The following is a 24,831-nucleotide window of genomic DNA, read 5'->3' as shown; positions in this document are numbered from 1 at the left end:
CCCCCGGCTAGGCGCCTCCTCCTGGTGGCTCACGAACCGGCCTCCCCCGCAGACCTCCGGCGGGCCGCACAGTCACCGCCGACCCAACAACCTCGGCTTCCTTCGCCCTCAACCCCTAGCCCCCACCGCCCTTGGCGACCGATCCCCTGACCTGCCCAGACAAGAAATCCCAGAAAACTTTATGCCATAAGGAATCATCGCCCCGGGCCGCGCATTCCCTTATTCGTACGCTGTACTGTACGTAGTACGAACCGGGAGGACCCCCTATGGCACGGGCAACATCCACACCGACACGGGCAACGGCACCCTCACCGACAGCGGTGAGCGCACGGGGGCTCGGCAGGAGGTTCAAGGACAAGTGGGCTCTGCGCGGGTTCGACCTGGAGGTCGGCCGGGGAAGCGTCCACGGCCTGCTCGGACCCAACGGGGCCGGGAAGTCGACGGCCGTCCGCGTACTCACGACCCTGCTCCGGCCCCATGAAGGCGCGGCCGAGGTCGCCGGGCACGACGTGGCCGCCCAGGGACCCCAGGTCCGCTACCGGATCGGGCTGGTCGGCCAGCACGCCGCCGTCGACGAGATCCTCAGCGGACGCCAGAACCTGGAGCTCTTCGGCCGCCTGTACCACCTGGGCGGCCGCGCGGCCGCCCGCAGGGCCGACGAACTCCTGGAGCGCTTCGGCCTGACCGACACCGGCAAGCGGCCGGTCAGCACCTACTCCGGCGGAATGCGCCGCAGGCTCGACCTGGCCGCCGGGATGATCCTCAGCCCGCCCGTCATGTTCCTCGACGAGCCCACGGTCGGCCTCGACCCGCGCGGCCGCGACGAGGTCTGGTCCGCGGTGCGCGGCCTGGTCGGCGGGGGCACCACCGTCCTGCTCACCACCCAGTACCTGGAGGAGGCCGACCAGCTGGCCGACCGCGTCTCGGTGATCGACACCGGCCGGGTGATCGCTGAGGGCACACCCTCGGAGCTCAAGGGCCGGATCGGCGGTGACCGGATCGACGTGGTCCTGCGCGACGAGCACTCCCTGGACGAGGCCGCCGCCCTGGTGGAGAGGGCCACCGGCCACAGCGTCCGGATCGAGAGGAAGGAACGCCTGCTCAGCGCCGAGGTCGACGACCGTGCGGCCGCCCTGACCCGGGCCGTGCGCGCCCTGGACGACAGCCGTGTGGCCGTGGCGGACGTCGTCCTGCGCCAGCCGACCCTCGACGAGGTCTTCCTGCACCTCACCGGCGCCGACCAGTCCACCGGAACGGACCAGCCAACCGCTACCGACCAGTCCCGAGCGACCAAGACGGAGGCAGGCCGATGAACGACGTCCACCACCCCGCGAACGCGACCGGCACCGTCCCGCCCGTTCCGGCGCCACCCGCCGTCTCCGGTCCCTTGGCCCGCCTGGGCTGGGCCGCCGCCGACGGCTGGACCGTCGCCCGGCGCGATGTCACCCACTGGCTGCGCCAGCCCTGGGAACTGCTCTTCGGGCTGCTCTTCCCGGTCCTCATGGTGCTGATGTTCGTCTACCTGCTCGGCGGTGCCATGTCGGTGCCCGGCGGCGGGGACTACACCGAGTACCTCATGCCCGGCATGTTCGCGATGGTCATGGTGTTCGGCCTCGGTGAGACCGCCACCGCCGTGACCACGGACTCCACCCGAGGGGTCACCGACCGGTTCCGTTCGATGCCCATGGCCTCCTCGGCCGTGGTCGTGGGCCGCTGCCTGGCCGATATGCTCCGCTCCACGATCACGCTGGTCATCCTGATCGGTTTCGGGATGCTCGTCGGCTGGCAGTGGCACGGCGGCGCCGCCGCTGCCCTGGCCGGGTTCGGGCTGCTGCTCCTGCTGCGGTTCGCCTTGGTGTGGCTCGGGATCTACGTGGGCCTGCTCATGCGCGGCCAGGGCGGCATCGCCGTCATCCAGACCCTGGAGTTCCCGATCGGGTTCCTGTCCAACGCGTTCGTGGCCACCGCGACCATGCCGGTGTGGCTGGGCACGGTCGCCGATTGGAACCCGATGTCGTCCACCGTGGCGGCAGCACGTGAGCTGTTCGGCAACCCGGCAGTGACCGGCGACAGCTGGATCACGCAGAACGCCCTGCTCATGGCGGTGGTCTGGCCGTTGCTGCTGGTCGCGGTGTTCGCGCCCCTGTCCGTGCACCGGTACCGGAACCTCAGCGGCTGACCTCTGCCCCGCACGCTCCCGCACGCGGCGCGCCCGGCGGTCCGGCCCTCGTCGGCCCGGTCACGGATCGCGTGTGGGAGCGGCGTTCCCCGGGCGTACACTGGCCCGTACGCCCTACGGCCCCAGTACCAGGACGGTCCGATGCCCCCGCAACCCAACAAGAGCGGCGACCCCGCGCGCAGCCTGGCCCTGCTGTGGCGCACCCAGGAACCCTCGAGCCGCCGCCGGGGCAAACCCGGTCTGAGCGTCGACCGGATCGTGCAGGCCGCCACCGAGCTGGCCGACTCCGAAGGGCTCACCGCACTCTCGATGCGCAAGGTGGCCGAAGCACTGGACGTGGGCACGATGTCGCTCTACACCTATGTCCCGGGCAAGGGCGAGCTCATCGACCTGATGGTGGACGCCGCCTACACCGACCTGGACACCGGCGACCGCTCCGGCACCTGGCGGGAACGGCTCCGGCGGATCGCCCACGGCAACCGCAAGCTGTACATCCGCCACCCGTGGATGCTCCAGACCGTCACGGTACGCCTCCTCGGCCCGAACCTCATCGCCAAGTACGAACACGAGCTCTCGGCCGTGGACGGGCTCGGCCTGACCGAGGTCGAGATGGACTCGACGGTCAGCCTGGTCAACGGTTACGTGGAGAGCACGGTCCGAGCGACCTTGGGCGCCGACCAGGTGGCGCGCGAGTCCGGCATGGACGACGAGGAGTGGTGGCGCACCTATGACCCGCTGCTGGCCGCCCTGGTGGACAGCACGCAGTACCCGACCGCCTCCCGTGTGGGTACCGCCGTCGGCCAAGCGCACCAAGCCGTCTACGACCCCGAACACGAGTTCTCGTTCGGCCTTGACCGGGTCCTCGACGGCGTGCAGGTCCTGGTCGACTCCCGCTCCACCGCCTCGGGCTCCGAACCGGACGAGTAGCCTGGAACTTTTCGGGCGGCTGGCGCGCCCCAACAGGCAGACCTACCCCGGGAGCTGTCGCGGATGTTCCTCACCTTCCTGCTCTGTGCCGTCGCCGCCTTCTTCTGCTGGCGCTTCTACGCCCGTCACGCGCGGCAGCGCCGTGCGCTCATCGCGGAGATCGACGAGGTCCGCGGGCGCTTCGAGGAGCCCGGTATGCGGTTGCTCCGCCTGCTCGAGTCCCTGGAACGCGACCTGGTGCTCATCCGCGGCGGGCACGTCGCCGAGGAGGCCGCCGAGATCATCGGGGACGACGAGGTACTGCGCGAGGCCGAGGAACTAGCGAGCCGGCACGCGGAACTCACCAAAGAACTCTCCGAGCACGGGCACAGCCACAGCCGCCGCGACCTGCGGGAGAGGGAGGAGTCCTGGCGGGAGCTGGCGGAGGCCGTCGGGGATTTCCTCCCGCGGCTCCAAGCGGAGGAGGCCCGTCTGGCGGCGGTGATCGCCCGGACGGGGCGCTTGCCCGCGCGAATGCAGGACGCGGACCGCCTCATGGGCGAGGTGGAGGCAGCGGGCGCCGCCGGGGAGGAGCGGGGTTTCGTCGTACACGGAGAGCTCACGGTGCTCTCCGACTCCGCCGAACGCCTCAGGGAGATCCGGTCGCTGGTCGACGGGCGGCGGCTCGTAGCAAGCGAGGAACCGCTCACCGCACTGCTCGGGGACCTCTCCGGCGCCAAGGCGGCGCTGCGCACCCTGGAACAGCGGAGGGAAGCCCTCTCCGAACGCGAGGCCGTCCTTCGGGGGGCGCTCGGGCGCCTGCACCGGCAACGCGACGAGGCTGAGGCGGTCCACCGCACCTTGGTCGCGGACTTCGCCCACGAGATCGGGCAGGACATGGGCGCGCGCATGGCGGCGGGCGCATCCGAGCTGACCGCCGCGGAACGGCACCTGGACGTCCTGGCGGCCGAGTTGAACAGCGCCGACGTGCACGGGGGCGAGGCCGCGGCGGAGGCCGCCGAGGCGGCTCAGGAACGGGCCGAAGAGGCCTTCGCCGCCCCGGCCGAGCGGCGGGACCGGGTCCGGGAGCTCAGCCGGACGCTGCCGGGATACCGGCGCTCCGGCATCGAGCACGCGGGGCGGATCGAGGCCCAGGCGCAGGAGTCCGAGGAGACCCGTCCGATCGTGCCGGTGGCGGTCCTGCTGCGGGAGCAGATGGAACGCTTGGACATGAGCTCGGAGAAGCCCGCCTGGCTCACCCTCGAACTGCGTGTCGCCGAGGTGGGCGCGTCCCTGAACCAGCTGGAGAGCGCCGTGCAGGAGGTGGCGCAGGCTGTGCGCTCCACCCGGGCGGAGCTCCGCCGCAAACTCGCAGCCGCCCGCAGGGTCGGCGACCCGTACGACCCGCGGGCCGAACGGATCGCCGCGGGTGTGACGTCCGTGGTCAGGGCCGCTGCCAAACGCCCCGCTCCCTGATCCGTCGCCTCTGCTGCTCCGCGGCCCCGGTGTCGCGCCCGCCCCGACCGGTGAGGCTGTCGGCGATCCTCTCCCGCTGGGCCAGCTCGTGCTGGTCGTCGTACTTGAACTTGGCGGCGGCCTCCTCCACGTGCAGGACCAGGCCGCGGATCCCGGAGAGCATGCGGCCGTACGGCGGGCCGTCGGGGGTGACGTCGGCGTGGTCGCCGTCGGGCTGGAAGTGGGCGAGCTGCCGCGCGAGCAGGTCGGCCTTGGCCCGGGGTTCGTCGAGGATCTCGGCCCGGCAGGTGAACCGCACCGCCGAGTAGTAGCTGGTGGGAACCCCGTCGCGCGGCTCGGTGCCGGGTTTGGCCCGCCAAGGGCCAGGGATGAAGGCGTAGTCGTCGATCACCGTGAAGGTGACCGGATCGCCGTCTCCGAGTGCCCGCCACACCGGGTTCGGGCGGGCCAGGTGGACGAGGAGGGCACCGGGTACCGGGGCGGCGTGGGTGGGTACGACGACGGGCGGTCCTCCGTCGGCCCCGTTGACGGCGAGCTGTCCGAAGTCCCTGCCCTGGGCGATCCACCCCCGCCACTCCTCGTCGCTGACCGCGGCGTCCCAGGGATGGATGAGCATGACAAAACCTCCCGTATGAATATGCGAAATACTACATACTCTTACGGGAGGTTTCCAGTGGTCATCCCGCCCGAAACAGGGGCGGACACGCGAATCAGGGGCGCAGGGCCGCTGCCTGCCTGGAGAGTTCGGTGATCTCGTCCCAGCGCCCCTCCGCGACCAGGGAGGCGGGGGTCAACCAGCTGCCGCCGACACAGCCCACGTTCGACAGGGCGAGGTAGTCCGCGGCGGACTCGGCGGTGATCCCCCCGGTCGGGCAGAACCGGAGTTGCGGCAGCGGCCCGGTGAGGGACTTCAGGAACTTCGCCCCGCCCGACGCCTCCGCGGGGAAGAACTTGAGCTCCGTCAGGCCCAGCTCCAGAAGAGCCATCGCCTCGGACACCGTGGCCACCCCCGGCAGGGACGGCAGACCGGTGTCGGCCATCGCCCGGGCCAGGTCGGGCGTGCACCCGGGACTGACCAGGAAGCGTGCCCCCGCCTTGGCCGCCGCGTCGGCCTGCTCGCGGTCGACGACGGTTCCCGCGCCCACCACGGCCTCGGGAACCTCCTCGGCGACGCGTTCGATCGCGGACAGGGCCGCCGGGGTCCGCAGGGTCACCTCGATGCCCGGCAGGCCGCCCGCCACCAGGGCGCGGGCGATCGGCACGGCGTGCTCGACGTCGTCGACCACCACAACGGGCATCACCGGGGCAAGGGCGAGGACGTCCTCACCGGTACGGGGGATCGTCGTCATGACTGTCTCCAAAAGGTCGGTCCTGCGGGGGTCGGTGCAGTGCGGGTCGGTACGGGGTGATGGCGGGGGCGCCGCCGACGCGTGGCGTTCGGTGGCGCCCCAAAGGCTCGAGCATCCGGAGAACAGCGCTACGCGCCGAAGACTCCGGCACCGGTCTCGGCCGGGCCGACCGACCCGCGCAGGGCGGCGAACAGCTCGCGCCCGGTACCCGTGGAGGAGTCCACCGTGGGACGGGCGTCCTCGCGGTCGCCGAGGTCGGCCAGGACCTCCAGTGTCCCCCGGACCGCGTCCAAACGGATGGGGTCGCCGTCGCGGACCTTCGCCAGCGGCCCGCCCGCGTCGGCCTCGGGCGAGACGTGGATGGCCGCGGGCACCTTGCCCGAGGCACCGGACATCCGGCCGTCGGTCACCAGCGCGACCTTCTGCCCTTGGTCCTGGAGGACGGCCAGCGGCGGGGTGAGCTTGTGCAGCTCGGGCATGCCGTTGGCGCGCGGCCCTTGGAAGCGCACCACCGCGACGAAGTCGCCGGTCAGCTCACCGGCGGTGAAGGCGGCCTGGAGCTCGGCCTGGTCGCCGAAGACCTTGGCGGGGGCTTCCACCACGTGCCGTTCCGCCGCCACCGCGGACACCTTGATCACGGCGCGCCCGAGGTTGCCCTCGAGCATGCGCAGGCCGCCGTCGGGGGCGAAGGGGTCCTCGACACCGCGCAGCACCGTCTTGTCCGCACTCTCCTCGGGACCGTCCACCCAGGTCAGCACGCCGTCGTCCAGCTGGGGGACCTGGCGGTAGCGGTTCAGGCCGGGGCCGGCGACGGTGCTGACGTCCTCGTGGAGGAGTCCGGCGTCGAGCAGGGTGCCGATGAGGTAGGCCATGCCGCCCACCTCGTGGAACCGGTTCACGTCCGCGGACCCGTTGGGGTACATGCGCGTGAGCAGCGGCACGGCTTCGGAAAGGGCGGCGAAGTCGTCCCAGGTGAGCTGGATGCCGGCGGCGCGGGCGATGGCGACGAGGTGCAGCGTGTGGTTGCTGGAGCCGCCGGTGGCCAGCAGGGCGACCACCGCGTTGACGATCGCCTTCTCGTCGACCTGCTCTCCGACCGGGGTGTGGTGCTCGGTGAGGGCGGTCTGACCGAGGACGCGCCGTCCCGCCTCCTCGGTCAGGGCCTCGCGCAGCGGGGTGCCGGGCTGTTCGAAGCTGGCGCCGGGCAGGTGCAGGCCCATGACCTCCATGAGCATCTGGTTGGAGTTGGCGGTGCCGTAGAAGGTGCAGGTGCCGGGCGAGTGGTAGGACTCGGACTCGGCCTGGAGCAGCTCGCGGCGGTCCACCTTACCCTGCGCGAACTCCTGGCGGACCCGCGCCTTCTCCTTGTTGGGCAGGCCGGAGTGCATGGGGCCGGCGGGCACGAACGCCACGGGCAGGTGGCCGAAGGAGAGCGCGCCGATCAGCAGGCCGGGCACGATCTTGTCGCACACGCCGAGCATGAGGGCGCCGTCGAACATGTCGTGGGACAGGGCCACGGCGGAGGCCATCGCGATGACGTCCCGGCTGAACAGGGAAAGCTCCATGCCGGCGCGGCCTTGGGTGATGCCGTCGCACATGGCGGGCACGCCGCCCGCGAACTGCGCGACGCCGCCAGCCTCGGAGACCGCCTTCTTGATCACCGCCGGGTAGGTCTCCAGCGGCTGGTGGGCGGAGAGCATGTCGTTATAGGCCGAGACGATCGCCAGGTTGGGTGTGACGTCACCGGCCAGGGAGAGCTTGTCGCCCACCCCGCAGGCGGCGAAGCCGTGTGCGAGGTTGGCGCAGCCCAGGGCGGTCCGGGTCGGACCCTCCCCCACCGCCTCGCGGATGCGGGAGAGGTAGGCGGAGCGGGTCTCGGCGCTGCGTTCGGCCAGTCGTCGGGTGACCTCGGCGACGACGGGGTGGGTGCTGCCACCGGAGTTCCTTGCATCCGGGGTTCCGCTGCCGGGGGTACCGGTGTCCGGGGCGCTGGTTCCCGGTGTGCCGTCGGCCGGGTTGCTGGGGGTGTGCGCGGTCATGGCTGCTCCTCTTCGTGCCACGTGCGGCCGGTTCGGCCGATGAGCCGGTGTGCGCCAGCGGGGCCGGCGCTACCGGCGGCATAGGCCTCCGGTGCGGTGCTGAGGCCGTTCCAGGCCTCGATGATCGGGTCCACCCAGCGCCACGCGGCCTCGACCTCGTCGCGGCGCATGAAGAGGGTGGAGTCCCCGGCCAACACGTCCATCAGCAGCCGCTCGTAGGCCTCGGGTGAGCGGGTGGCGAACGTGTCGGCGAAGCTCAGTTCCAGCGGGACCGGACGCAACCGCAGCGCTCCGGCTCCGGGGGTCTTGGTCAGCATGGTGAGGTGTATGCCCTCGTCCGGCTGGAGCCGGATGACGAGGCTGCCCGAGCCGGAGACCGATCCGGATCCGGGGAAGATGGTGTGCGGGACGTCGCGGAAGCGGATGACGATCTCGGAGCGGGCGTGCGACATGCGCTTGCCGGTGCGCAGGTAGAAGGGGACCCCGGCCCACCGCCAGTTGGCGACCTCGGCGCGCAGGGCCACGAACGTCTCGGTGGTGCTCCTCTCCGAACCGCCCGCCTCGTCCAGGTAGCCGGCGACCTCGTCGCCTTGGACCGTTCCACGGGTGTACTGGCCGCGCACGGTCTGTTCCGTGATGCGGTTGTCCGTGATGGGGCGCAGGGACTGGAGGACCTTGAGCTTCTCGTCCCGGACGGCCTCGCGGTCGTAGCTGGCCGGGGGCTCCATGGCGGTGAGGCAGAGCAGCTGCAGCAGGTGGTTCTGGACCATGTCGCGCATGGCCCCCGAGGTGTCGTAGTAGCCCCGACGACCGCCCACGCCCACGGTTTCGGCCGCGGTGATCTGCACGTGGTCGATCCACCGGGAGTTCCACAGGGGTTCGAGGAAGACGTTGGCGAACCGCAGGACGAGCAGGTTCTGCACGGTCTCCTTCCCCAGGTAGTGGTCGATCCGGTAGGTGCGCGACTCGTCGAAGACCGCACCGACCTCGTCGTTGATCGCCTTGGCGGATTCCAGGTCCCGCCCGAGGGGCTTCTCCATGACGACGCGGGACTCCGGGGTGACCAGACCGGCCTCATGGAGTCCTTGGCAGATGGCGCCGGAGATCATCGGCGGCACCGCGAGGTAGAAGACGCGGTCGCGGCCGGGGGTGAGCGCGGCGGCGAGGTCGTCCCAGCCGCCGGTGTTCCCGCCGACGTCCACGGTCACGTGGCTGAGGCGGCCCAGGAAGCGGCGCATGACCTCTGGCTCGGCGACCTGGACGGCGCGGTGGCCGCGGACGGCGGAGTCCGTCTTGTCCCTCAGGTCGGCGTCGGTGAGCCCGTCCCTGGAGACCGTGATCACCCTGGTGCCCCCGTCCAGGTGGCCGTCGCGGTCCAGGAGGTAGAGGGAGGGGAGGAGTTTACGCATGGACAGGTCACCGGTACCGCCGAAGACCACCAGATCGGTGGGGCGGGGCGCGGGCTGCTGCGGCATTCGGTTCGCTCCTGCGGAGTGGAAGAGGTGATGCGCGACGGGGGGCTGCCGAGGACGGGCGGACGGCGCTGCACGCACATGGGACACAGCGGTCCTGGAACACAGCGGTCCTGGGCTCCGGGTCGTTGACCGGAGGGTCATACGGCCCTGTTTCGACCTTAATCCCGCTATGGTAAAAATCCAAGCACACTTCAGAACATTAATTTACATAAGTGAACGGCCTTCGAGGCGCCCAGCTGAGTGAATGGTTCAATGAGGCATGGCCAGAACCCCCGGACGCTTGTCCTCCACAGCCACCAGCGGCCACATCCTGGAGATGATCCGCACCGGCAGCGCCACCAACAGGTCGGAGATCGCCCGCACGACGGGGCTCTCCCGCCCATCAGTCGCCCTGCGGGTCACCGAGCTGATGAACCACGGACTGGTGACCGAGGGAACCCGGGCCGTCTCCAGCGGCGGGCGGCCGCCCACACTCCTGGAGTTCAACGCGTCCTCCGGACTGATCCTCACCGGGGCCCTCGGTATGGCCCGCAGTCAGGCCGCCGTGTGCGACCTCGACGGACGGGTACTCCTGCGCACCCCCGGATCCCCCGACATGGAGCAGGGCCCCGACGCCACGGTTCCCTGGCTGCTGGATACCTGGGCCGAGCAGGTCGCCGAACTGGGCCGTTCACCGGAGGACGTCCGGGGCGTGGGCATCGGCCTGCCGGGCACGGTGGAGTTCCACACCGGGCGGGCCGAGGACCGCCCCTTCCTCGGCAAGTGGGCGGGTGTGGCCCTGGCCCCGATGATCGCCGAGCGCTTCCCCGCCCCCGTGATGGTCGACAACGACGTGAACGTGATGGCGCTGGGCGAGCACATCGCCGGCGGGCACGGGCACACCGACGACATGGTGTTCGTGAAGGTCTCCACCGGGATCGGCGCCGGGCTGGTCTCCGGCGGCAACCTGCTGCGCGGCGCGCTCGGCGCGGCAGGCGAGCTCGGCCACACACCCGTGCGCGACGGGGGCGGACTGCCGTGCCGGTGCGGCAACACGGACTGCCTGGAAGCCGTGGTGGGCGGTCGCCGTCTGCTGATGAGCGCCGCTGAACAGGGCCGGGAGGTCTCGGGGCTCAAGGAGCTGGTGGCGCTGGCCAAGGAGAGCGACCCGGTGGCGGTCACCCTGGTGCGCGGGGCCGGACGCCGCCTGGGTGAGGCCCTGGCGGGCGCCGTCAACCTGCTCAACCCGGAAGTGATCGTGCTCGGCGGCGACTTGTCCGAAGCCTACGACCACCTGGTGGCGGGGGTGCGCGAGGTGATCTTCCAGCAGTGCACCGCCCTGGCCACCCGCCAGCTGCGGATCGTTTCGAGCACCCTCTGGGACGACGCCGGCGTACGCGGCTGCGCGGCCATGGTCAGCGAGGAGATCATGTCACCGGAAGCCGTGAACAAGATCCTGGCCGGCTAGACAGCGGCGCCGAGGGTCACGCGGGCCACGGTGAGCGCTGGGTGGCCGAGGTGGCCGGGGGGAGCGGCCGGGCCCGGTGATCCGCATGGCCGGAGGAGGCCACGGCCCACAAGGACGGGAGCGTTTATCGGCCCCGGGGGCGGGCAAGCGGTACATAAGGGCGAAGTGTCGACAATACCCTCGATCCGCACTGACCTGCGATGGCGCCGTTTCCGCGAGCGCCCTGATTGTCATGACACTTGACAAGAAGTACCGAACTGCCGAATAGTCACGCACCCGAGTACCACCCGTCACCCCCGCACACCCCCGTCACCCCGTGGCCATGACCCGTGCGGTCCACCGCCCGGAAAGGTCTCCCGTGGAAATCGACACCCCCATTGTGTTCGCCCTCTTGCTGGGCGCCGGTATCAGCCTCGTCACCAGCGCTGCTGTCACCGCCCTGCACGCCGCGCAGATCCGCCGCGCCGAGCTACGCTCCACGAACCGCAGCTCCGCACGCAACCTCACCAGCGTCTTCATAGCGGAACGCGACGGCGACGGCGAGACCTCCGACTTCCTGCGCGACGCGGAGATCACGGTCATGTCGATGACCGACCGCAAGACCCGTGAGCGCCTCGCCGGGGTCCTCCGCCTGCTGCGCGAACACGATCTCCCCGAAGTCCAGCAGCTGAGCGGGATCAACGCCGCCACCGCCAAGCGGGTCCTGTGCGACCACGCCCTCGACATCCTCGGTGCGCACCTGCGCTCGGAGCGCCTGCCCGAGGTTCCCTCCGTGATGCGCAAGATGCTGAGCGTGGAGGGCGAGGCCCTGAGCATCCACTCCGGCGAGGCCCCGAAGCCCAGCGCACCGATAGAGAAGAGTTCGGTCACCCAGCGCCCCCGCCACACCGGCACCGGCACCGGCACCGGCACCGGCAAGGGCACCGGCTCCACCACCCGCAAGTCCACCAAGGCCGCCAAACCCGCCCCGAAGCCGTCGGGCAAGAGCGGCGGCCGCACCACCGGCACCGCCACCGAAGAGCCCACGAAGGAGAGCGCCTTCTGGGACGACTGATCCCGAGAAGAGGCGACATCGCTGGATTTTTACACCAGACCGCGCGCCAGCACTGAGAACCCGCGTTTCAGCGGCGGGTCAGAAGTGATTCTTGTGGGCACAGATGAGAAAATCGGGCACGAAAGCCTCAGCAGTCTGACACCCGGCGAAGGAATTGTGCGGCGCAATTGTGGTCAGGAACCGCGCGCATGGACAACCCGAGCGCGCACTCGGCGAGAACTTCACCTAGGATCGCTGCCACGCGCAGGTTCCGGTGTCTTCGGCAACCCCTGTACGCCGCTGCCCCCGCCTTCCCCACGAATGCGGCAAGCCCCCTCGGTGACTTTCCGGTCGGGATTCCGGACCGCCCGCGCGCATCCCCTGCGCGACCTCCGCCCTCCCCTGGAGACGGACGCGTGGCCCGCACGGGTCGGTGTCCGGCCGTTGGTGCGCCCAGCCGTCCGAACTCACCGAGATTGTCACGATGCCCGCTGACGAGAACTCCGCCGACCCCGGCGAGGACCACGCCCGAGACGAGACACCGGACCGCCCCGAGCCAGAGAGCCCAGAAGACCCGGAGAGCGCGGGGGAACCCGACACCGTCGTCATCGACACGGGCCAACCGGTAGAGACGTCCGGGGGCGCGGGAACAGGCTCCGAGGCCGAGGAAGCGCCGAACGGCGAACCGGCTCAAAGTCCAGCCGACGAGTCCGCCCAAGAGGCCGAGGACGTCGAGAACACCGAGGACATCCAGGCATCAGGGGACACGGAGGTGGCCGAGGGCGCTCAGGCGTCAGGTGACACCGAGAATTCAGGCGACACCGAGAAACCGGAGGATGCTGAGAAAGCCGGTGACGCCGAAGAGGCGGGGGTAGGCGGCACCGGGACCGGAGCGGCCGTGCGGACCAAGCGCAAGCGGCGCAGGCGCAGGGTGGTCCTGTGGGTCGCCGCCAGCCTGGCGCTGATCATGTGCGCCGGAGCCGCCACCGCGTACGGGTACTACCACTTCCTGCGCTCCGGCATGGTGCAGCACGACATCGACTCCCTGCTCGCCGATGAGGAGCGGCCGGAGAAGATCAACGACGCGGTCAACGTCCTCTTCATCGGGTCGGACGGCTACGAGGAGGACAGCCCCGCCTACACAGAGGAGTTCGAGGGCGAGCGCTCCGACTCCCTGATGCTCGCGCACATCTCACCGGACAACCGGGTCTCGGTGATCAGTTTCCCGCGTGACTCGCTGGTGCAGCTCCCGGAGTGCGACGCCTACGGCCAGACCGACGGCACCTACGGCTACTTCGGCATGATCAACTCCGCGCTGTACCACGGCGGACCGCCCTGCGTGCTCAAGACCGTCGAGACCCTCACCGATATCCGGGTCGACCACTTCGTCCACCTGAGCTTCGCGAGCTTCCGAGACGTCGTGGACGCCATCGGCGGCGTGGAGATGTGCATTCCGGAGCCGATGGAGGACGACCGCGCCAACCTCGACCTCGATGAGGGCCAGCAGACCCTCGACGGCGAACAGGCCCTGTCCTTCGTCCGTGCCAGGTACGAGATCGGAGACGGCGGTGACATCGGCCGCATCGACCGGCAGCAGATGTTCCTCGCCGCCCTCGCCGACCAGGCGACCAGCAGTGACGTCCTCACCAGCCCGAGCAAGCTGAACGGCATCCTGCAGGCCGTGGCCCAGCACAGCGCCACCGACCGCGAACTGACCCTGGACCGCATGGTGTCCCTCGCGGTCACCATGGCCGACGTGGACCTGTCCGACATCGAGTTCCACACCGTGCCTTGGTATCCGGCGCCGTACGACCCCAACCGGGTCATGTGGAACGAGGAGGACGCCGCCGAGCTGTTCGAAGCGGTACGCGAGAACCGGCAGCCGCCCGAGCTGCTCGCCGCGGACGACTCCTCCACTCCCCAGGAGCCGCCGACGGACGCGCCGACCCCCGCGGACATGGAGGGCTTGGCGGAGGACGCCGAAGACGCGGACACGGACGGGGACGGGGCCGAGGACGTCGATGACAGTCCCTCCGCACGCGCGGGCGAGGGCCGGGACGCCACTTCCAACCCGTGCGACGACGGCCTCGGCTTCGGTACTGACGAGGACGACGAGTAGACACCGCACCGGAGCACGGCCGCTGAGGCCTCCGGGCCGGAGCACACGGGAGGCCCCCGCCGCGGCGAGGGCCTCCCGTCGTCCGTTCCGCTCATACGCCTCCCCGCCTCCGGCCCAGGGGTGTCGTCTCGGCCGGAGGAGAGGGAGGGTGCCTCGGGCGGCGGGGACGCGTCCCTCCCGCCGGTACGCGCCGGGAAACCCCCACAGTTCCCTCTGGCGCCTCGGTCAGCGGGGTGGTCCCGCTCACCGCCCGAGGCCGGGTGCGCCCACCACGACCGGTGGGCGCACGTTCTTGGTTAGAGAACCAGCAGGTCCTCGTCGCCCAGCAGCGGGGCGTCGCCCAGCAGGTCCTCGTCGCCCAGCAGCGGGGCGTCGTCCACCGGGAGCTCGTCCGCGAGGGGCAGCTGGTCGGTGTCGACCTCCGGCTCGCCCAGCTCGGGCAGACCGTCGACGCCGACCAGGTCACCGCCGGGGGTGTCGACGGCGCCGTCCAGCACGTCGGTCCCGACGGCGGACATCGGCAGGGTCTCGTCGAGTGCCAGGGGCAGGCCCAGCTCCCCAACCCCGTCCGTGACGTCCTCGACCGCGCCTTCGACATCGGGCTCGTCGGCACCGCTCATCGGCAGGGTCTCGTCGACGTCCTGGGGCAGCAGAGTCGTCAGCCCGCCCGTGAGGTCCGCGTTCTCACCCGTGTCGATCCCCACGGGGTCGCTCATCGGGACGGTTCCGCTGAGCTGGTCGAGGTCGATCTCGTCCAGCTCCACCAGGTGGGGGTTGGCCTCATGGAACCCGCTGTCGACGCGGCTGCCCAGTTCGGTGGCCGTGTCGTCGACGACGGAAGCGGTCTCGTCCAGACCGAGGGAGAGGTCGGAGTCGCTCATCGGCAGCGTCTGACCGCTGTCCAGACCCAGTCCGTCGAGCAGGCCCAGCCCGCCCAGCAGGTCGGACACCGGGTCGACGGAGCCGGAGCTGAGCGGCAGGGTCTCGGCGGTCTCGTCGAGGTCGAGCGGACCGACGGTGGTGGCGTTGTCCTCATCGGCTTCGATGGGGGTCTCAGCGGACACGCCGTCTCCGACGACCGTGCCAACGGTGTCAGCGGCGTCAGCGGGCCCGGAGTGGTGCTGCAGGTCGGGCTCAGCGGAGATCTCACCGGGCTCGACCTTGGCCAGGTCTCCGACGGGCGAGGTGACGCCTTCGGTCAGCAGGGACGGGGCCTGGCCCCCCAGGTCGCCCAGGGGGAGGCCGTCCGTGGCACCGCCGAGCGTGTCGGCCCCCGCGATACCAGCGCCGAGGGCGACGAATCCGGCGGTGCCGGCGGCCATCAGCATGGTCCGGGCGGAGGTGCGGGCGGTGTGGAACATGAGAGTCCTTCCGGGATGTGCGTGTGTTCGGTTCGGGGTGCGGCGGGGCGGGTGTCGTGCCCCGCCGCGGGGCGGCCCATCTCCCTGGCCAGGGGAAACGGCCCTGATGGTGGCTTGTTCGGACGAGCTCTCCGGTCGGTGAACCTGTACGCCCCTGGTGGGAGCGGGTTCGGTTCGGGCCGGATCCAGTCGGTCGGTCTGGCGGACCACCGGCTGACGTGAACCTCGCGGACGAGGTGCGCGGCTCACGTCAACCCCCAGGCCTGCGCCTGGGAAGGCGTGCCAAGAAACCGGTCGCGCGGGGCTGGGAAGGCGTGCCAGCCGGTCGCGTGCGCCGCATCTCGCTCGGGGCGTGGTGCGCGGGCGCGGGTCCGGTGGGGTGGTCCGCTAGTCCGGGGAGAAGATCGGCTCGTCGGCGTCGTCGGCGGGTGCAGAGCGCAGGACGTGCCGGGCGGCCTCGAACAGGCCGGGGGCCGGTGCCGGAGCACCGGTGGCGGGCAGGAAACCGGCGACGGCCGGGGCGGTCGCGGTGCTGCCGGTGGCGGAGGCGTTACCGCTCGCCACGGGGGTGGGGACGTTCTCGGACTCGGGGGTGTCGACGTCGACGCCTTCGTCGCCGCCGCGTTCCCCCTGGTCAATTTCCGAAGAGGCGGTCGTGGCCTGGTCCTGTGTCTCGGTGAGGATTTCGGGGGCGGGCCGTTCGCCGACCTCGGACCCCTCGTCCTCCACCGGCTCTTCCTGGTCCCCACGGACCTCAGTTGAGGTGCTCTCTTCATCCGCGGCCGGTTCGGCGTCCGGCTCGGCGACGGGAGCGAGCTCCTCGGGCAGGTGCTCGGTGTGCGGCAGCGGGGTTTCCCGGACCGTGTCACGGACCTGCTGGACGGGTTCGGCGGCCTCGGCCTCGACCGACCGCGCGGCCTCCGAGGCGTCGTCCACCACCGTGCGGACCGCCTGCTCCCCTACGGTGCTGACCGCTCCGCCGATCGAGTCGCCGAGCGTCTCGGCCCCCTCCGTGACGGCGGTGCCGCCGGGAAGGGAAGGTTCGCTGACCGATACCTCTCCGGCGTGCGCGGGAGCGGCGGAGACCAACCACACGGTGAACAGGATCCCGGTGAGCAACCCGGCGAGCAGCAGGGCCCGGCGGAGTGGTTCCGGACACACGGCGGTACTGGCGCCGCTGGCGCCGAACGTACCGTGGTATCCAGACACCGGGGTTTCCTTCCGCCGTGGGAGCGAGTCCGCCCCGGCGAAGTGCCAGGGGTCGACAAGCTCGTGGGGGTCGTGTGAATGGCACCGGAAACACGGGGCTCCAGGTGCTCGACGCGAGGCCAGAGAGGCCTTCGGGCGCCGACTGACCGTGACGTTAGCATGAATTTCCGAGCCGCTGTCCTCGATTTACAAGGAATTCCCAGCACCTCCGACCAAGCTTCCGTGTAGCCAGATGTGGCAAATCGGGAAAAAACCAACGACAATTCGACTATTAGCCCTCAACCCCTCGACGGCTCTGCGGAGGTTGAACCACACATGACCGAGATCCCCCAGAGCCACCGGTCGCCCTCGAAACCCCTGGACCAGCCCCTCGCTGAGGTGCACTCACAGATGAACCCGGGACTGTCCGCCCAAGGGCGGGTGCATTCCCTGCTTCAGTCGGTCCTGACCATCGGTGGCGATCTGGATCTGGCGACCGTGCTGCGCCGGCTCACGGAGGCCGCCGCCCACCTGGCCGAGGCCAGGTACGCCGGGCTGGGCGTGATCGGTGAGGACGGGAGCTTCACCGAATTCATCCCGGTCGGGGTCTCCCGTGCGCAGGCCGAGCGGATCAGCCGCTTTCCGCACGGCAAGGGTGTGCTGGGCACGCCTTTGCACGAACGGAGCGTGCTCCGCCTGTCCGACCTGCGCGACCACCCCGACTTCGGCGGTTTTCCGGAGGGCCACCCCGGGATGTCGAGTTTTCTCGGGGTGCCGATCCAGGTGCGCGACGAGGTGTTCGGCAACCTCTACCTGACGGAGAAGGAGAACGGCGGGGAGTTCGACGAGGAGGACGAGGCCATCGTCACCGCGTTGGCCACGGCCGCCGGTGTGGCGATCGAGAACGCCCGCCTGTACGAGGAGACCCGGCTGCGCGAGCGGTGGCTGGCCGCCTCCACCGAGATCACCACCCGGCTGCTGTCAGGGGCCGACACCAACGAGGTACTCGCCTACATGGCCGCCCAGGCACGGGAGATCGGCGGTGCGGACACGGCCGTGGTGCTCCTGCCGGACCCTCACGCCCGCGGGCACCTGTTCGCGGAGATCGCCGACGGTCCGATCGCCCAGGAGATCATGGGTACCCCTGTGGAGATCCACGACTCCGCTTGCGGTTTGGTCTACGAGTCGGGCGAGCCCACGGCCATCCCCGACCTGCGGCAGGCCCACTGCCCGATGCTCACGCACCGCGGCTACGGGCCGGGGCTCCTGGTGCCCCTGGGCACACCGGGGAACACCCGGGGCGTGCTGCTGCTCGGCAAGCTGGCCGAGCGGGCCCCGTTCGACGGGAACATCCGCCGCATGCTGCACGCCTTCTCCGTGCAGGCCGGGGTGGCACTGGAACTGGCCGATGCCCGGCGCGACACCGAGCGGATCGTGGTCCTGGAGGAGCGGGACCGGATCGCCAAGGACCTGCACGACGTGGTGATCCAGCGGCTGTTCGCTTCGGCGATGACCCTGATGAGCACGGTCCGGCTGATCAACTCCAGCGAGGCCGAGGAGCGGGTCCAGCGCACCATCAACGAGCTGGACGGCACGATCCGGGAGATCCGGTCGACCATCTTCGACCTCCAGAACCCGCCGAGCAGACGGGACACGTCGCTGCGCGGGAGGATCCTTCGGATGGCGGAGAACACCGCGCACAGCCTGGGCTGCCACCCGGGAGTCAGCCTGGACGGGCCGATCGACGCGTCCGTGCCGGACGAGGTGGGCGAGCAGCTGCTGGCGGTCCTCGGCGAGGGCCTGACCAACGTCGCCCGGCACGCCCGCGCCACGGAGGTGCACGTCTCCGTCGCGGTGGAGGAGACTTCGGTGACCGGCCGCGCGACCACTCTGACGCTCACCGTTACCGACAACGGGGTGGGCCTTCCCGAGGAGGGCCGCCGGAGCGGTCTGCGCAACCTGGACCAGCGCGCCCAAGCCCTGGGCGGCGGGTTCAGCGCCGGAAGGGGCGAGACCGGCGGCACCGTACTCGTGTGGAAAGTCCCCGTCTCGGGACCGGAACTGGTCTGAGGGGCGCCGGAGAGCGCCGGGGAGAGGTTCGAGGGGCGGGCACGGGCGGAGCGGGAAGGCGGCCGCGACGGGGCCCGCTGTCCAGAGGCTGTGGAAGGCCGTGTGAGCGGCGGCCGACGGTAACCGTCGGTCTCGTCGAGGAGTGGCACAAGGGACGCAACTCGGCCGTGACGAAACTACGCAACGAAAGACAACCGCTGTGGGAGGGGTGCTCGAGGGCGCCAAGGGTGAAACGTTTTCCGCCCAGAGCCGCTCGACCGCCGCGTTGTCCACAACCCTGTGGAAGCCGGTGGCACACGCACCCCCTCCCCCTAACGTCGATACCGGGGGAGCATCCGCCCCCGCCCGCCCCGTGCTGCCCGCGTTCCAGCCAGCCCGCGGCCACCGGTCAGGGACGGGGCTCGGGCTCGGGCTCGGGGATCTCGGTATCAGAGTTCGGGGCGTCATCGGACGGGACGGTGAGCAAGCGGATGCCGTGCGCCGCCACCAGCGCGCACACCACAGCGACCAGCCCGCCCAGCCAGCCACCCGCGTAGGTCTCCCCCATGAACGCCACACCCACGATCGCCGCTGCGACCGGGTTGGCCAGGGTGGTGATGCCCAGCGGCGCCCCCAAGTCCATTCCCTGGTAGGCGGCCTGGGCCAGGAACACCCCGGCCAAGGCGATCACCGGGGTGGCGATGGTCGCCGGGTGCGAGAGCGCCACCAGAACGCCCTCGCCGAACGCCCACACGGTCGTCTTCACCGTCGCTGAGGAGACCCCGAAAGCCACGCCGGCGGCGCCCGCCAGCAGGTAGCTCCGCCGGGTCTTCGTCCGGGTCCGTCCCGCGCCCCAGCCGATCGCGGCGAGCAGGCCGATGGTCCCCACGCCCACGAGTATCGAGTCCTCGGGGGACAGTACTCCGCCGGCGTTGCCGGTGACCGTGACCGCGAGCAGCACCCCGAGCGCCACCATCGTGTAGGCGGCGCCGTGCCACTCGGCCCGGCTCACCCTGCGGTTGCCGAGCTTGGCCGACCAAGGGATACCGAAGATGAGCACGAGAACACCCAAGGGCTGTACGACGGTCAGCGGCGCGTAGCTCACCGCAGCCACCTGGAAGCCGGCACGACCACCGTTGAACACCAGGGACACCCACCAGAGCGGGTGCCGGAGCAGCGCGCCCACCTGGCGCCGTCCGGTCAGCGGTTCGGGTACACGAACGGCGAGCCTGCGCTGGGCCACGGCGGCGGCCGTGTAGGCGGCACAGGACAGGACGCCGAAGGCGATCCCGAGCCACATTCCGTACGACATAAGGGTCATGGGCACCATCCTCCCGGGGCCGCACCGGAAGGTCGAACGGGGGTGGTGCCGGACCCGGGAGGATGCCGGGCCGGCCCCTTAGGCGGTAACGGGCCGACACCTCTACGCGGAGGTGTCCCCGAACAGTGGTGCCCCTAGACGGATACGGCCCGGGGCCCGGCGCCCCTGGACTCCTTGGCGAAATACCGGTTGGCGGCAGGCAGGAAGGCCATCACCGTTGCAACCACAACGGCCACGGCATAGACGAGCGTGTGCGCGATCCGGACGAAGAGCGCGACCCCGTGGCCCTCATAGCCCAGTCCGACGAACACCCCCAGCCCGGAGAGCACCCCGATCCCCATGGAGATCAGCACTCCTGCCAGCCCCACACCGGTCATGAGCACCACGAGGGTGACCCGCGCCCAGCGGTACCCCTGAGCGAACCAGGCGACCAGCAGCGCGGAGAAGGTGTAGAGCAAAGCGCGCGCGACCAGCGCGAGCCACGGCACGGCTCCGCCGTCGGCCAGGCCGGGCGCGACAGCCAGGGACGTCTCGGTGATCCCCGCCGCGATCGCCACCGCCCACAGGATCGTGGCCCAACGCACCGGGTTCGGAAGGGTTCTCTGCATGGAACCCAGCCTTCCGTGCCGCGGGCGCCGTTTCCATGGTGGTGATACCACCACCTTCCGTGGTGCGTACTCCCCTCAAGCCCCACCAGCACCGGCCTTCGGGCTCCGCTGCCCCTTCCTCTCCCCTTCACGCCGTCCCTTCACCCCGGTCCTTCCCGGGTTCCGGCGGGGACCGCACCCCGGTAGAGGGCCGACACCACCCCCTCGATGTCGGGCTCGCGCAGGGTCAGGTCCGCCACCTCGTGCTCCCTGGCGACCTCGGCGATCACCCGGGCCGGGTTTTCCGCCAGTTCCAGCCACTGGCGCGGTCCTTCCACCCGGACCGTTCGCGCGCCTTCCACTTGGATCGCGGCGGCCGGGGCCGCCAGATCGACCACCAGCACACGCGGGGTCGGGACGGTGGCGCGCAGTTCGGGCAGGTCGCCGTCGAAGGCCAAGCGCCCCCTGTCGATCACCATCACGCGTTCGCACAGGCGCTCCACGTCACCCAGGTCGTGGGTGGTGATGAGGATGGTGGTGCTGCGCTCACGGTTGATCTTCAGCAGGAACTCGCGGATGGCCGACTTGCTCACCACGTCCAGGCCGATGGTCGGCTCGTCGAGTACCAACAGGCGCGGGGCGTGCAGCAGGGCGGCGGCCAGGTCGCCTCGCATCCGCTGGCCCAGACTGAGCTGGCGGACCGGGGTGTCCAGGAACGGTTCGAGTTCCAAGAGTCCGGTGAGTTCGGCCAGACGCTCGGCGTGGGCACCGGCGGGCACCCGGTACAAGTGCCGGGTCAGAGAGAGGCTGTCGCGCAGCGGCAGGTCCCACCACAGGGTGGTGCGTTGGCCGAAAACGACCCCGATCTCCCTGGCCAGGCGGGTTCGCCGGCGGGACGGTTCCATCCCGGCGACCCGGACCCTGCCCACGGAAGGGGTGAGGATGCCGGTGAGCATCTTCATCGTGCTGGACTTCCCTGCTCCGTTGGGCCCCAGATAGCCGACGATCTCTCCGGGACGCACGGTGAAGGTGACGTCTTGGACGGCGCTGACAGTGCGCTTGGTCCGGCGGAGGAAGGGGCCCTCGGACAGGACGAAGTCGCGGCCGAGCCCGACCGCCTCGATGATCGGTTCCGTTTCCGGCCCATGCGCGGGCCCGGCGGTGTTGTCGTTGGCGGGCATCGGTCAGCTCCCGGTGGATCGGTAGTGGCGCAGCCCGAGCCGCCACACGAGGGCGGCCCCGGCACAGACGAGGACGGCGATGACCGGACCCGCGTAGCGCAGGAACTCCGGCATGCCGAGGGGGTCGGGCCGGTCGAGTACGAGCAGGGCGGGCTGCCAGCTGACGAAGGCCAGCGGCACCACGTAGGTCACCGAACGGACCAGACTCTTTCCGTAGATGGCGAGGGGGTACTCGGTGAGCGCCTGCCCGCCGTAGGTGAGGGAGTTCGCGGCCTCGCGGGCGTCGGTGACGAAGAACTGCAGGCAGGCGCCGATCAACCACACCGCGCAGCAGATGGCGGTCCCCGACACCACCAGGACGGGGACCATCAGCGCCCGCCCGAGGGTCCAGTCGATATCGCTCATGACCAGCGCGACCACCAGCACCGCCAGGGCGGGGACGAGCTTGCCGAGACGGCGCGGGGAGAACTGGTCGGTGGCCAGCTGGATCAGGGGCGAGACCGGCCGGACGAGCATCGTGTCGAAGCTGCCCGTGCGGACGTGGTCGCCCAACCGGTCCACCGACCCCATGAGGAGTTCGGCGCCGCCGAAGGCCGTAGCCGCCAGCGCGTACACGAGCAGTCCCTCGTAGACCGTGAACCCGACCAGGGTCCCGGCGTGCCCGAAGACCACGAGCACGGCGCCCATCTCGGCCAGCGTGCTGAGAGCCAGCCCGACGGTGAACAGGGAGAGCGCCATGGGGTACCGGGTGACGGCGCGGCACCAGGTCCAGGCGAGCAGAACGTACGTGTGGAGGGCCCGCCGTGCCGCACTGAGGCGGTTCGCCGCACTGGCGGGGCGCGGTGTCGGTCCGGGCCGCTTCGGGGAGAACGTGTCAGCCACCCTGGACCACCACCTTTCGCGCGGCCAGGCGGGTGAGGTAGGCGCACAGGGCCAGCAGCACCGCCGCCCAGCCCGCCTGCAGCAGCAGACCGCCGAGCGCACTCCCGCCGGGCAGCGTGTCCTTGCCGAGCAGGATCTCCGCGGGGATCTGCACCATCGACGCCCACGGGAGGAGCCGGAGCACGTCGCCGATGGCTGTGGGAAAGAGCGTGAGCGGCAGGAGCATCCCCGCGAAGACCGGCCCGGTCGGTCCCATGACCGCCCACACGCCCCGGGTGTCCACCAACCAGAACCCCACCACCGAGTACAGGTAGCGCAGGGCGAAGCCGACCACCGTGGCCAGGATGAACGAGACCAGCGTGAGCGCCCAGCGCAGACTGTCGCCGGGGAGCGCCAGGGAGAACAGGACCGCACCGATCGCGAAGGTGGGCACACTGCGGAAGACGGTGTCGAAGGTGACGCGGCCGAAGTCCTGCGCGAACCACCAGCCGAGGAGGGGCATCGGTCGGAGCAGGTCCGTGCCCACGGCCCCGGTGCGAATGCGTTCACTGAGGTCGAGCGCGGGGCCCATGATGGCGAGCGGCGCCATCAGCGCCTGGGCGACGTACACCTGTGTGACGGCGTCCGAGGCGTCGTAGCCGTTGATCTCCGGGCGGGCCGCGAAGAGCGCGAGCAGCACCATGGCGTTGACGGCGCCGAAGACCGAGTTGGTGAAGATTCCGGCGACGGTCGCCGCACGGTAGGTCGAGTAGCGGCGCAGCCCGCGGGCGTACACCGCGAAGTAGACACGCACGAGCGTGGCTCCCCTGGCAGGTCGAGAACGTGCAGAAGCATCCGGTCTCGACCGAGGGAGCCCCCGGGAAGGGCATGGGGCCCGGAAGGGATTTCGGGGAGACACGGGTTCGGCACGTCCCTGGTCCGACTGGCCAGGTCCGGGTCGCCGCGAAAGTGCGACGCTAGCACAGCGCGGAAACGGCCACCACGGCTTCGCCGGCGTTGGCCGGAGACGGTCGGTGGCGGTGAGCGGTGGCGGTGAGCGGTGGCGGTGAGCGGTGGCGGGCAGCACGAGGCTGGCGCGGGTGGGGTCCCCCCAATTTCAAGTCTGACCGGCCACGCCGTCTCACACCATGGGCATTTGTCGACCTGTGGATAACTCGACGAGGTCCGGCTGAACCGGACACAGGGCGAGGCGCGGGCTCCTCCGGTTCCTTGGTCAGCCGCGTCCGGCGAAGGGCATCTCCCGGGCCATCACGGTGATCGTCGGAACGTTCACGTCCGGGGGGAGGGACACGATGTGCGCGATCGTGTCGGCGACGTGGGTGGCGTCGATGGTGGGTTCCGGGCGCACAGAGCCGTCGGGCTGGCGCGCCTTTGCGCCGATCCCTGCGGTCATCGCGGTGGCGGCGTTGCCCACGTCGATCTGTGTGCAGGAGATCCCGTGCCCGCGCAGGTCCAGGTTCATGGATGCGGTGAGGCCGCTGACCGCGTGCTTGCTCACCGTGTACGCCACGCTCGTCGGCCGCGGGGTGTGCGCAGAAATGGAGCCGTTATTGATGATCCGCCCTCCCCGCGGCTCCTGAGCCTTCATCATCGCGGCGGCCTCCCTGGCGCAGTTCAGTGAGCCGGTGACGTTGGTGTCCAGGACCTCACGCCAGGCCTCGTCCTCGATTTCATCCACGGAAGCAGCGGGGCCGAAGACCCCGGCGTTGTTGAAGAGGACGTCCACCCGGCCGAAGCGCTCGCGGACCACCCGGAACAGCTCCCGAACGGACTCCGCCGAGGTCACGTCCGCCTCGACCACCACCGCCCCGGGGCTGCCGTCCGCAGTCTCCTCCAGGGTTTCCCGGCGACGTCCAGCCAGCACCACCGAATGCCCGTCCTCCAGCAACCGCCGCGCGGTCACCCGTCCGATCCCGGCGCCAGCTCCGGTGATCACGATGACCTTGTGGTCGTTCGCGGTGTGCCTGGCAGTGTCCACGGTCGGCTCCCTCACTCGCTCTGGGATGTGGAGCCTATCGACTGAAGCTGCCGCTGCCCTTCGTGGGCTGGGTTTCGGAAGCTGGGTGCTGGGGGTGCGTAGTGTTAGCGGCGGAGTGGCGCGGTTTCCCTGCGGGTGCGGGTTTCCCCGTTTCCTGCCGCTTGATGGTGGCCGTCTCCGCTGCGCGCGTCAAGGTCGTCGCCGTCGAAGCGCTGGCGCGCTATCGGAGGCGCTCCACCTTGACCCGCTTCGCTACGACGG

The 24,831-nt window shown here is 70.6% G+C and carries 20 protein-coding genes; 8 read left to right on the top strand and 12 right to left on the bottom strand.

Annotated elements, in window-relative coordinates; translation table 11 throughout:
• Positions 1 to 266 precede the first annotated feature (266 nt).
• The 4 genes from ACYVDG_RS16715 to ACYVDG_RS16700 all read left to right on the top strand — a co-directional run bounded on the left by ACYVDG_RS16715 (position 267) and on the right by ACYVDG_RS16700 (position 4,561).
• A complete protein-coding gene (locus tag ACYVDG_RS16715; RefSeq protein WP_460752909.1) occupies positions 267 to 1,313 on the top strand; it encodes an ATP-binding cassette domain-containing protein in 1,047 nt (348 codons plus the stop codon).
• Entirely contained in the window at positions 1,310 to 2,179 is an 870-nt protein-coding gene (locus ACYVDG_RS16710; protein ID WP_460752906.1) for an ABC transporter permease, read from the top strand. The genes ACYVDG_RS16715 and ACYVDG_RS16710 overlap by 4 nt, the downstream gene beginning before the upstream one ends.
• Positions 2,180 to 2,320: 141 nt before the next feature.
• The gene (locus tag ACYVDG_RS16705) at positions 2,321 to 3,106 is read left to right on the top strand and encodes a TetR/AcrR family transcriptional regulator (RefSeq protein ID WP_460752903.1); all 786 of its coding nucleotides are present in this window, start codon (positions 2,321 to 2,323) and stop codon (positions 3,104 to 3,106) included.
• Between the two features lie 63 nt (positions 3,107 to 3,169).
• Positions 3,170 to 4,561, top strand: a complete 1,392-nt coding sequence (locus tag ACYVDG_RS16700; protein ID WP_460752900.1) for a coiled-coil domain-containing protein — start codon at positions 3,170 to 3,172, stop codon at positions 4,559 to 4,561.
• On the opposite strand, the gene ACYVDG_RS16695 is transcribed toward ACYVDG_RS16700, so the two are convergent.
• From ACYVDG_RS16695 to zwf, 4 genes are all read right to left on the bottom strand, one after another.
• Positions 4,530 to 5,177 (bottom strand): FMN-binding negative transcriptional regulator, encoded by a 648-nt coding sequence (locus ACYVDG_RS16695; RefSeq protein WP_460752897.1) that lies wholly within the window; start codon positions 5,175 to 5,177, stop codon positions 4,530 to 4,532. The genes ACYVDG_RS16700 and ACYVDG_RS16695 overlap by 32 nt on opposite strands.
• A gap of 94 nt (positions 5,178 to 5,271) precedes the next feature.
• Positions 5,272 to 5,910, bottom strand: a complete 639-nt coding sequence (eda, locus tag ACYVDG_RS16690; RefSeq protein ID WP_460752894.1) for a bifunctional 4-hydroxy-2-oxoglutarate aldolase/2-dehydro-3-deoxy-phosphogluconate aldolase — start codon at positions 5,908 to 5,910, stop codon at positions 5,272 to 5,274.
• 128 nt (positions 5,911 to 6,038) lie between these two features.
• Complete coding sequence (gene edd, locus ACYVDG_RS16685) at positions 6,039 to 7,949, bottom strand: phosphogluconate dehydratase (RefSeq protein ID WP_460752891.1); 1,911 nt, start codon at positions 7,947 to 7,949, stop codon at positions 6,039 to 6,041.
• The gene (gene zwf, locus ACYVDG_RS16680; RefSeq protein WP_460752888.1) at positions 7,946 to 9,424 is read right to left on the bottom strand and encodes a glucose-6-phosphate dehydrogenase; all 1,479 of its coding nucleotides are present in this window, start codon (positions 9,422 to 9,424) and stop codon (positions 7,946 to 7,948) included. Before zwf ends, edd begins: the two co-directional genes overlap by 4 nt.
• A 259-nt stretch (positions 9,425 to 9,683) precedes the next feature.
• Here zwf and ACYVDG_RS16675 point away from each other — a divergent pair, with 259 nt between their 5' ends.
• The 3 genes from ACYVDG_RS16675 (at position 9,684) to ACYVDG_RS16665 (ending at position 14,023) form a co-directional block, all read left to right on the top strand.
• Positions 9,684 to 10,871, top strand: a complete 1,188-nt coding sequence (locus tag ACYVDG_RS16675) for an ROK family protein (RefSeq protein ID WP_460752885.1) — start codon at positions 9,684 to 9,686, stop codon at positions 10,869 to 10,871.
• A 358-nt stretch (positions 10,872 to 11,229) separates the two neighbouring features.
• Positions 11,230 to 11,925: a hypothetical protein gene (locus tag ACYVDG_RS16670; protein ID WP_460752882.1), complete on the top strand. Its 696-nt coding sequence runs from the start codon at positions 11,230 to 11,232 to the stop codon at positions 11,923 to 11,925.
• 463 nt (positions 11,926 to 12,388) lie between these two features.
• Positions 12,389 to 14,023 (top strand): LCP family protein, encoded by a 1,635-nt coding sequence (locus ACYVDG_RS16665; RefSeq protein ID WP_460752878.1) that lies wholly within the window; start codon positions 12,389 to 12,391, stop codon positions 14,021 to 14,023.
• Positions 14,024 to 14,319: 296 nt separating this feature from the next.
• On the opposite strand, the gene ACYVDG_RS16660 is transcribed toward ACYVDG_RS16665, so the two are convergent.
• Positions 14,320 to 15,384, bottom strand: coding sequence for a hypothetical protein (locus ACYVDG_RS16660; protein WP_460752875.1), 1,065 nt, complete (start codon positions 15,382 to 15,384; stop codon positions 14,320 to 14,322).
• A 387-nt stretch (positions 15,385 to 15,771) separates the two neighbouring features.
• Positions 15,772 to 16,593, bottom strand: coding sequence for a hypothetical protein (locus ACYVDG_RS16655; protein ID WP_460752872.1), 822 nt, complete (start codon positions 16,591 to 16,593; stop codon positions 15,772 to 15,774).
• Between the two features lie 315 nt (positions 16,594 to 16,908).
• Between ACYVDG_RS16655 and ACYVDG_RS16650 the strand changes: the two genes are divergently transcribed.
• Positions 16,909 to 18,642, top strand: a complete 1,734-nt coding sequence (locus ACYVDG_RS16650) for a GAF domain-containing sensor histidine kinase (protein ID WP_460752868.1) — start codon at positions 16,909 to 16,911, stop codon at positions 18,640 to 18,642.
• A gap of 388 nt (positions 18,643 to 19,030) precedes the next feature.
• Here ACYVDG_RS16650 and ACYVDG_RS16645 read toward each other — a convergent pair whose 3' ends face one another.
• The 6 genes from ACYVDG_RS16645 to ACYVDG_RS16620 all read right to left on the bottom strand — a co-directional run bounded on the left by ACYVDG_RS16645 (position 19,031) and on the right by ACYVDG_RS16620 (position 24,570).
• Positions 19,031 to 19,933: a DMT family transporter gene (locus tag ACYVDG_RS16645; protein ID WP_460753154.1), complete on the bottom strand. Its 903-nt coding sequence runs from the start codon at positions 19,931 to 19,933 to the stop codon at positions 19,031 to 19,033.
• A gap of 143 nt (positions 19,934 to 20,076) precedes the next feature.
• Positions 20,077 to 20,550, bottom strand: coding sequence for a hypothetical protein (locus tag ACYVDG_RS16640; RefSeq protein ID WP_460752863.1), 474 nt, complete (start codon positions 20,548 to 20,550; stop codon positions 20,077 to 20,079).
• A 140-nt stretch (positions 20,551 to 20,690) separates the two neighbouring features.
• Entirely contained in the window at positions 20,691 to 21,710 is a 1,020-nt protein-coding gene (locus ACYVDG_RS16635; RefSeq protein WP_460752859.1) for an ABC transporter ATP-binding protein, read from the bottom strand.
• 3 nt (positions 21,711 to 21,713) lie between these two features.
• Positions 21,714 to 22,592 (bottom strand): ABC transporter permease, encoded by an 879-nt coding sequence (locus ACYVDG_RS16630; RefSeq protein ID WP_460752856.1) that lies wholly within the window; start codon positions 22,590 to 22,592, stop codon positions 21,714 to 21,716.
• On the bottom strand, positions 22,585 to 23,385 hold the full coding sequence (locus tag ACYVDG_RS16625; RefSeq protein ID WP_460752852.1) for an ABC transporter permease: 801 nt from the start codon (positions 23,383 to 23,385) through the stop codon (positions 22,585 to 22,587). Before ACYVDG_RS16625 ends, ACYVDG_RS16630 begins: the two co-directional genes overlap by 8 nt.
• 420 nt (positions 23,386 to 23,805) lie before the next feature.
• The gene (locus ACYVDG_RS16620; RefSeq protein ID WP_460752848.1) at positions 23,806 to 24,570 is read right to left on the bottom strand and encodes an SDR family oxidoreductase; all 765 of its coding nucleotides are present in this window, start codon (positions 24,568 to 24,570) and stop codon (positions 23,806 to 23,808) included.
• Between the last annotated feature and the right edge of the window lie 261 nt (positions 24,571 to 24,831).

This window comes from Nocardiopsis oceani, assembly GCF_054777395.1.
Note: the sequence above shows the minus strand (reverse complement) of the source record. Positions and strands in the feature narration are given on the sequence as shown.

Coding starts and splice junctions, on each gene's coding strand:
- ACYVDG_RS16635 (WP_460752859.1), bottom strand. CDS start 21,710: ATGCCCGCCAACGACAACACCGCCGGGCCCGCGCATGGGCCGGAAACG.
- edd (WP_460752891.1), bottom strand. CDS start 7,949: ATGACCGCGCACACCCCCAGCAACCCGGCCGACGGCACACCGGGAACC.
- ACYVDG_RS16715 (WP_460752909.1), top strand. CDS start 267: ATGGCACGGGCAACATCCACACCGACACGGGCAACGGCACCCTCACCG.
- ACYVDG_RS16665 (WP_460752878.1), top strand. CDS start 12,389: ATGCCCGCTGACGAGAACTCCGCCGACCCCGGCGAGGACCACGCCCGA.
- eda (WP_460752894.1), bottom strand. CDS start 5,910: ATGACGACGATCCCCCGTACCGGTGAGGACGTCCTCGCCCTTGCCCCG.
- ACYVDG_RS16645 (WP_460753154.1), bottom strand. CDS start 19,933: ATGTCGTACGGAATGTGGCTCGGGATCGCCTTCGGCGTCCTGTCCTGT.
- ACYVDG_RS16640 (WP_460752863.1), bottom strand. CDS start 20,550: ATGCAGAGAACCCTTCCGAACCCGGTGCGTTGGGCCACGATCCTGTGG.
- ACYVDG_RS16705 (WP_460752903.1), top strand. CDS start 2,321: ATGCCCCCGCAACCCAACAAGAGCGGCGACCCCGCGCGCAGCCTGGCC.
- ACYVDG_RS16695 (WP_460752897.1), bottom strand. CDS start 5,177: ATGCTCATCCATCCCTGGGACGCCGCGGTCAGCGACGAGGAGTGGCGG.
- ACYVDG_RS16650 (WP_460752868.1), top strand. CDS start 16,909: ATGACCGAGATCCCCCAGAGCCACCGGTCGCCCTCGAAACCCCTGGAC.
- ACYVDG_RS16675 (WP_460752885.1), top strand. CDS start 9,684: ATGGCCAGAACCCCCGGACGCTTGTCCTCCACAGCCACCAGCGGCCAC.
- zwf (WP_460752888.1), bottom strand. CDS start 9,424: ATGCCGCAGCAGCCCGCGCCCCGCCCCACCGATCTGGTGGTCTTCGGC.
- ACYVDG_RS16660 (WP_460752875.1), bottom strand. CDS start 15,384: ATGTTCCACACCGCCCGCACCTCCGCCCGGACCATGCTGATGGCCGCC.
- ACYVDG_RS16710 (WP_460752906.1), top strand. CDS start 1,310: ATGAACGACGTCCACCACCCCGCGAACGCGACCGGCACCGTCCCGCCC.
- ACYVDG_RS16700 (WP_460752900.1), top strand. CDS start 3,170: ATGTTCCTCACCTTCCTGCTCTGTGCCGTCGCCGCCTTCTTCTGCTGG.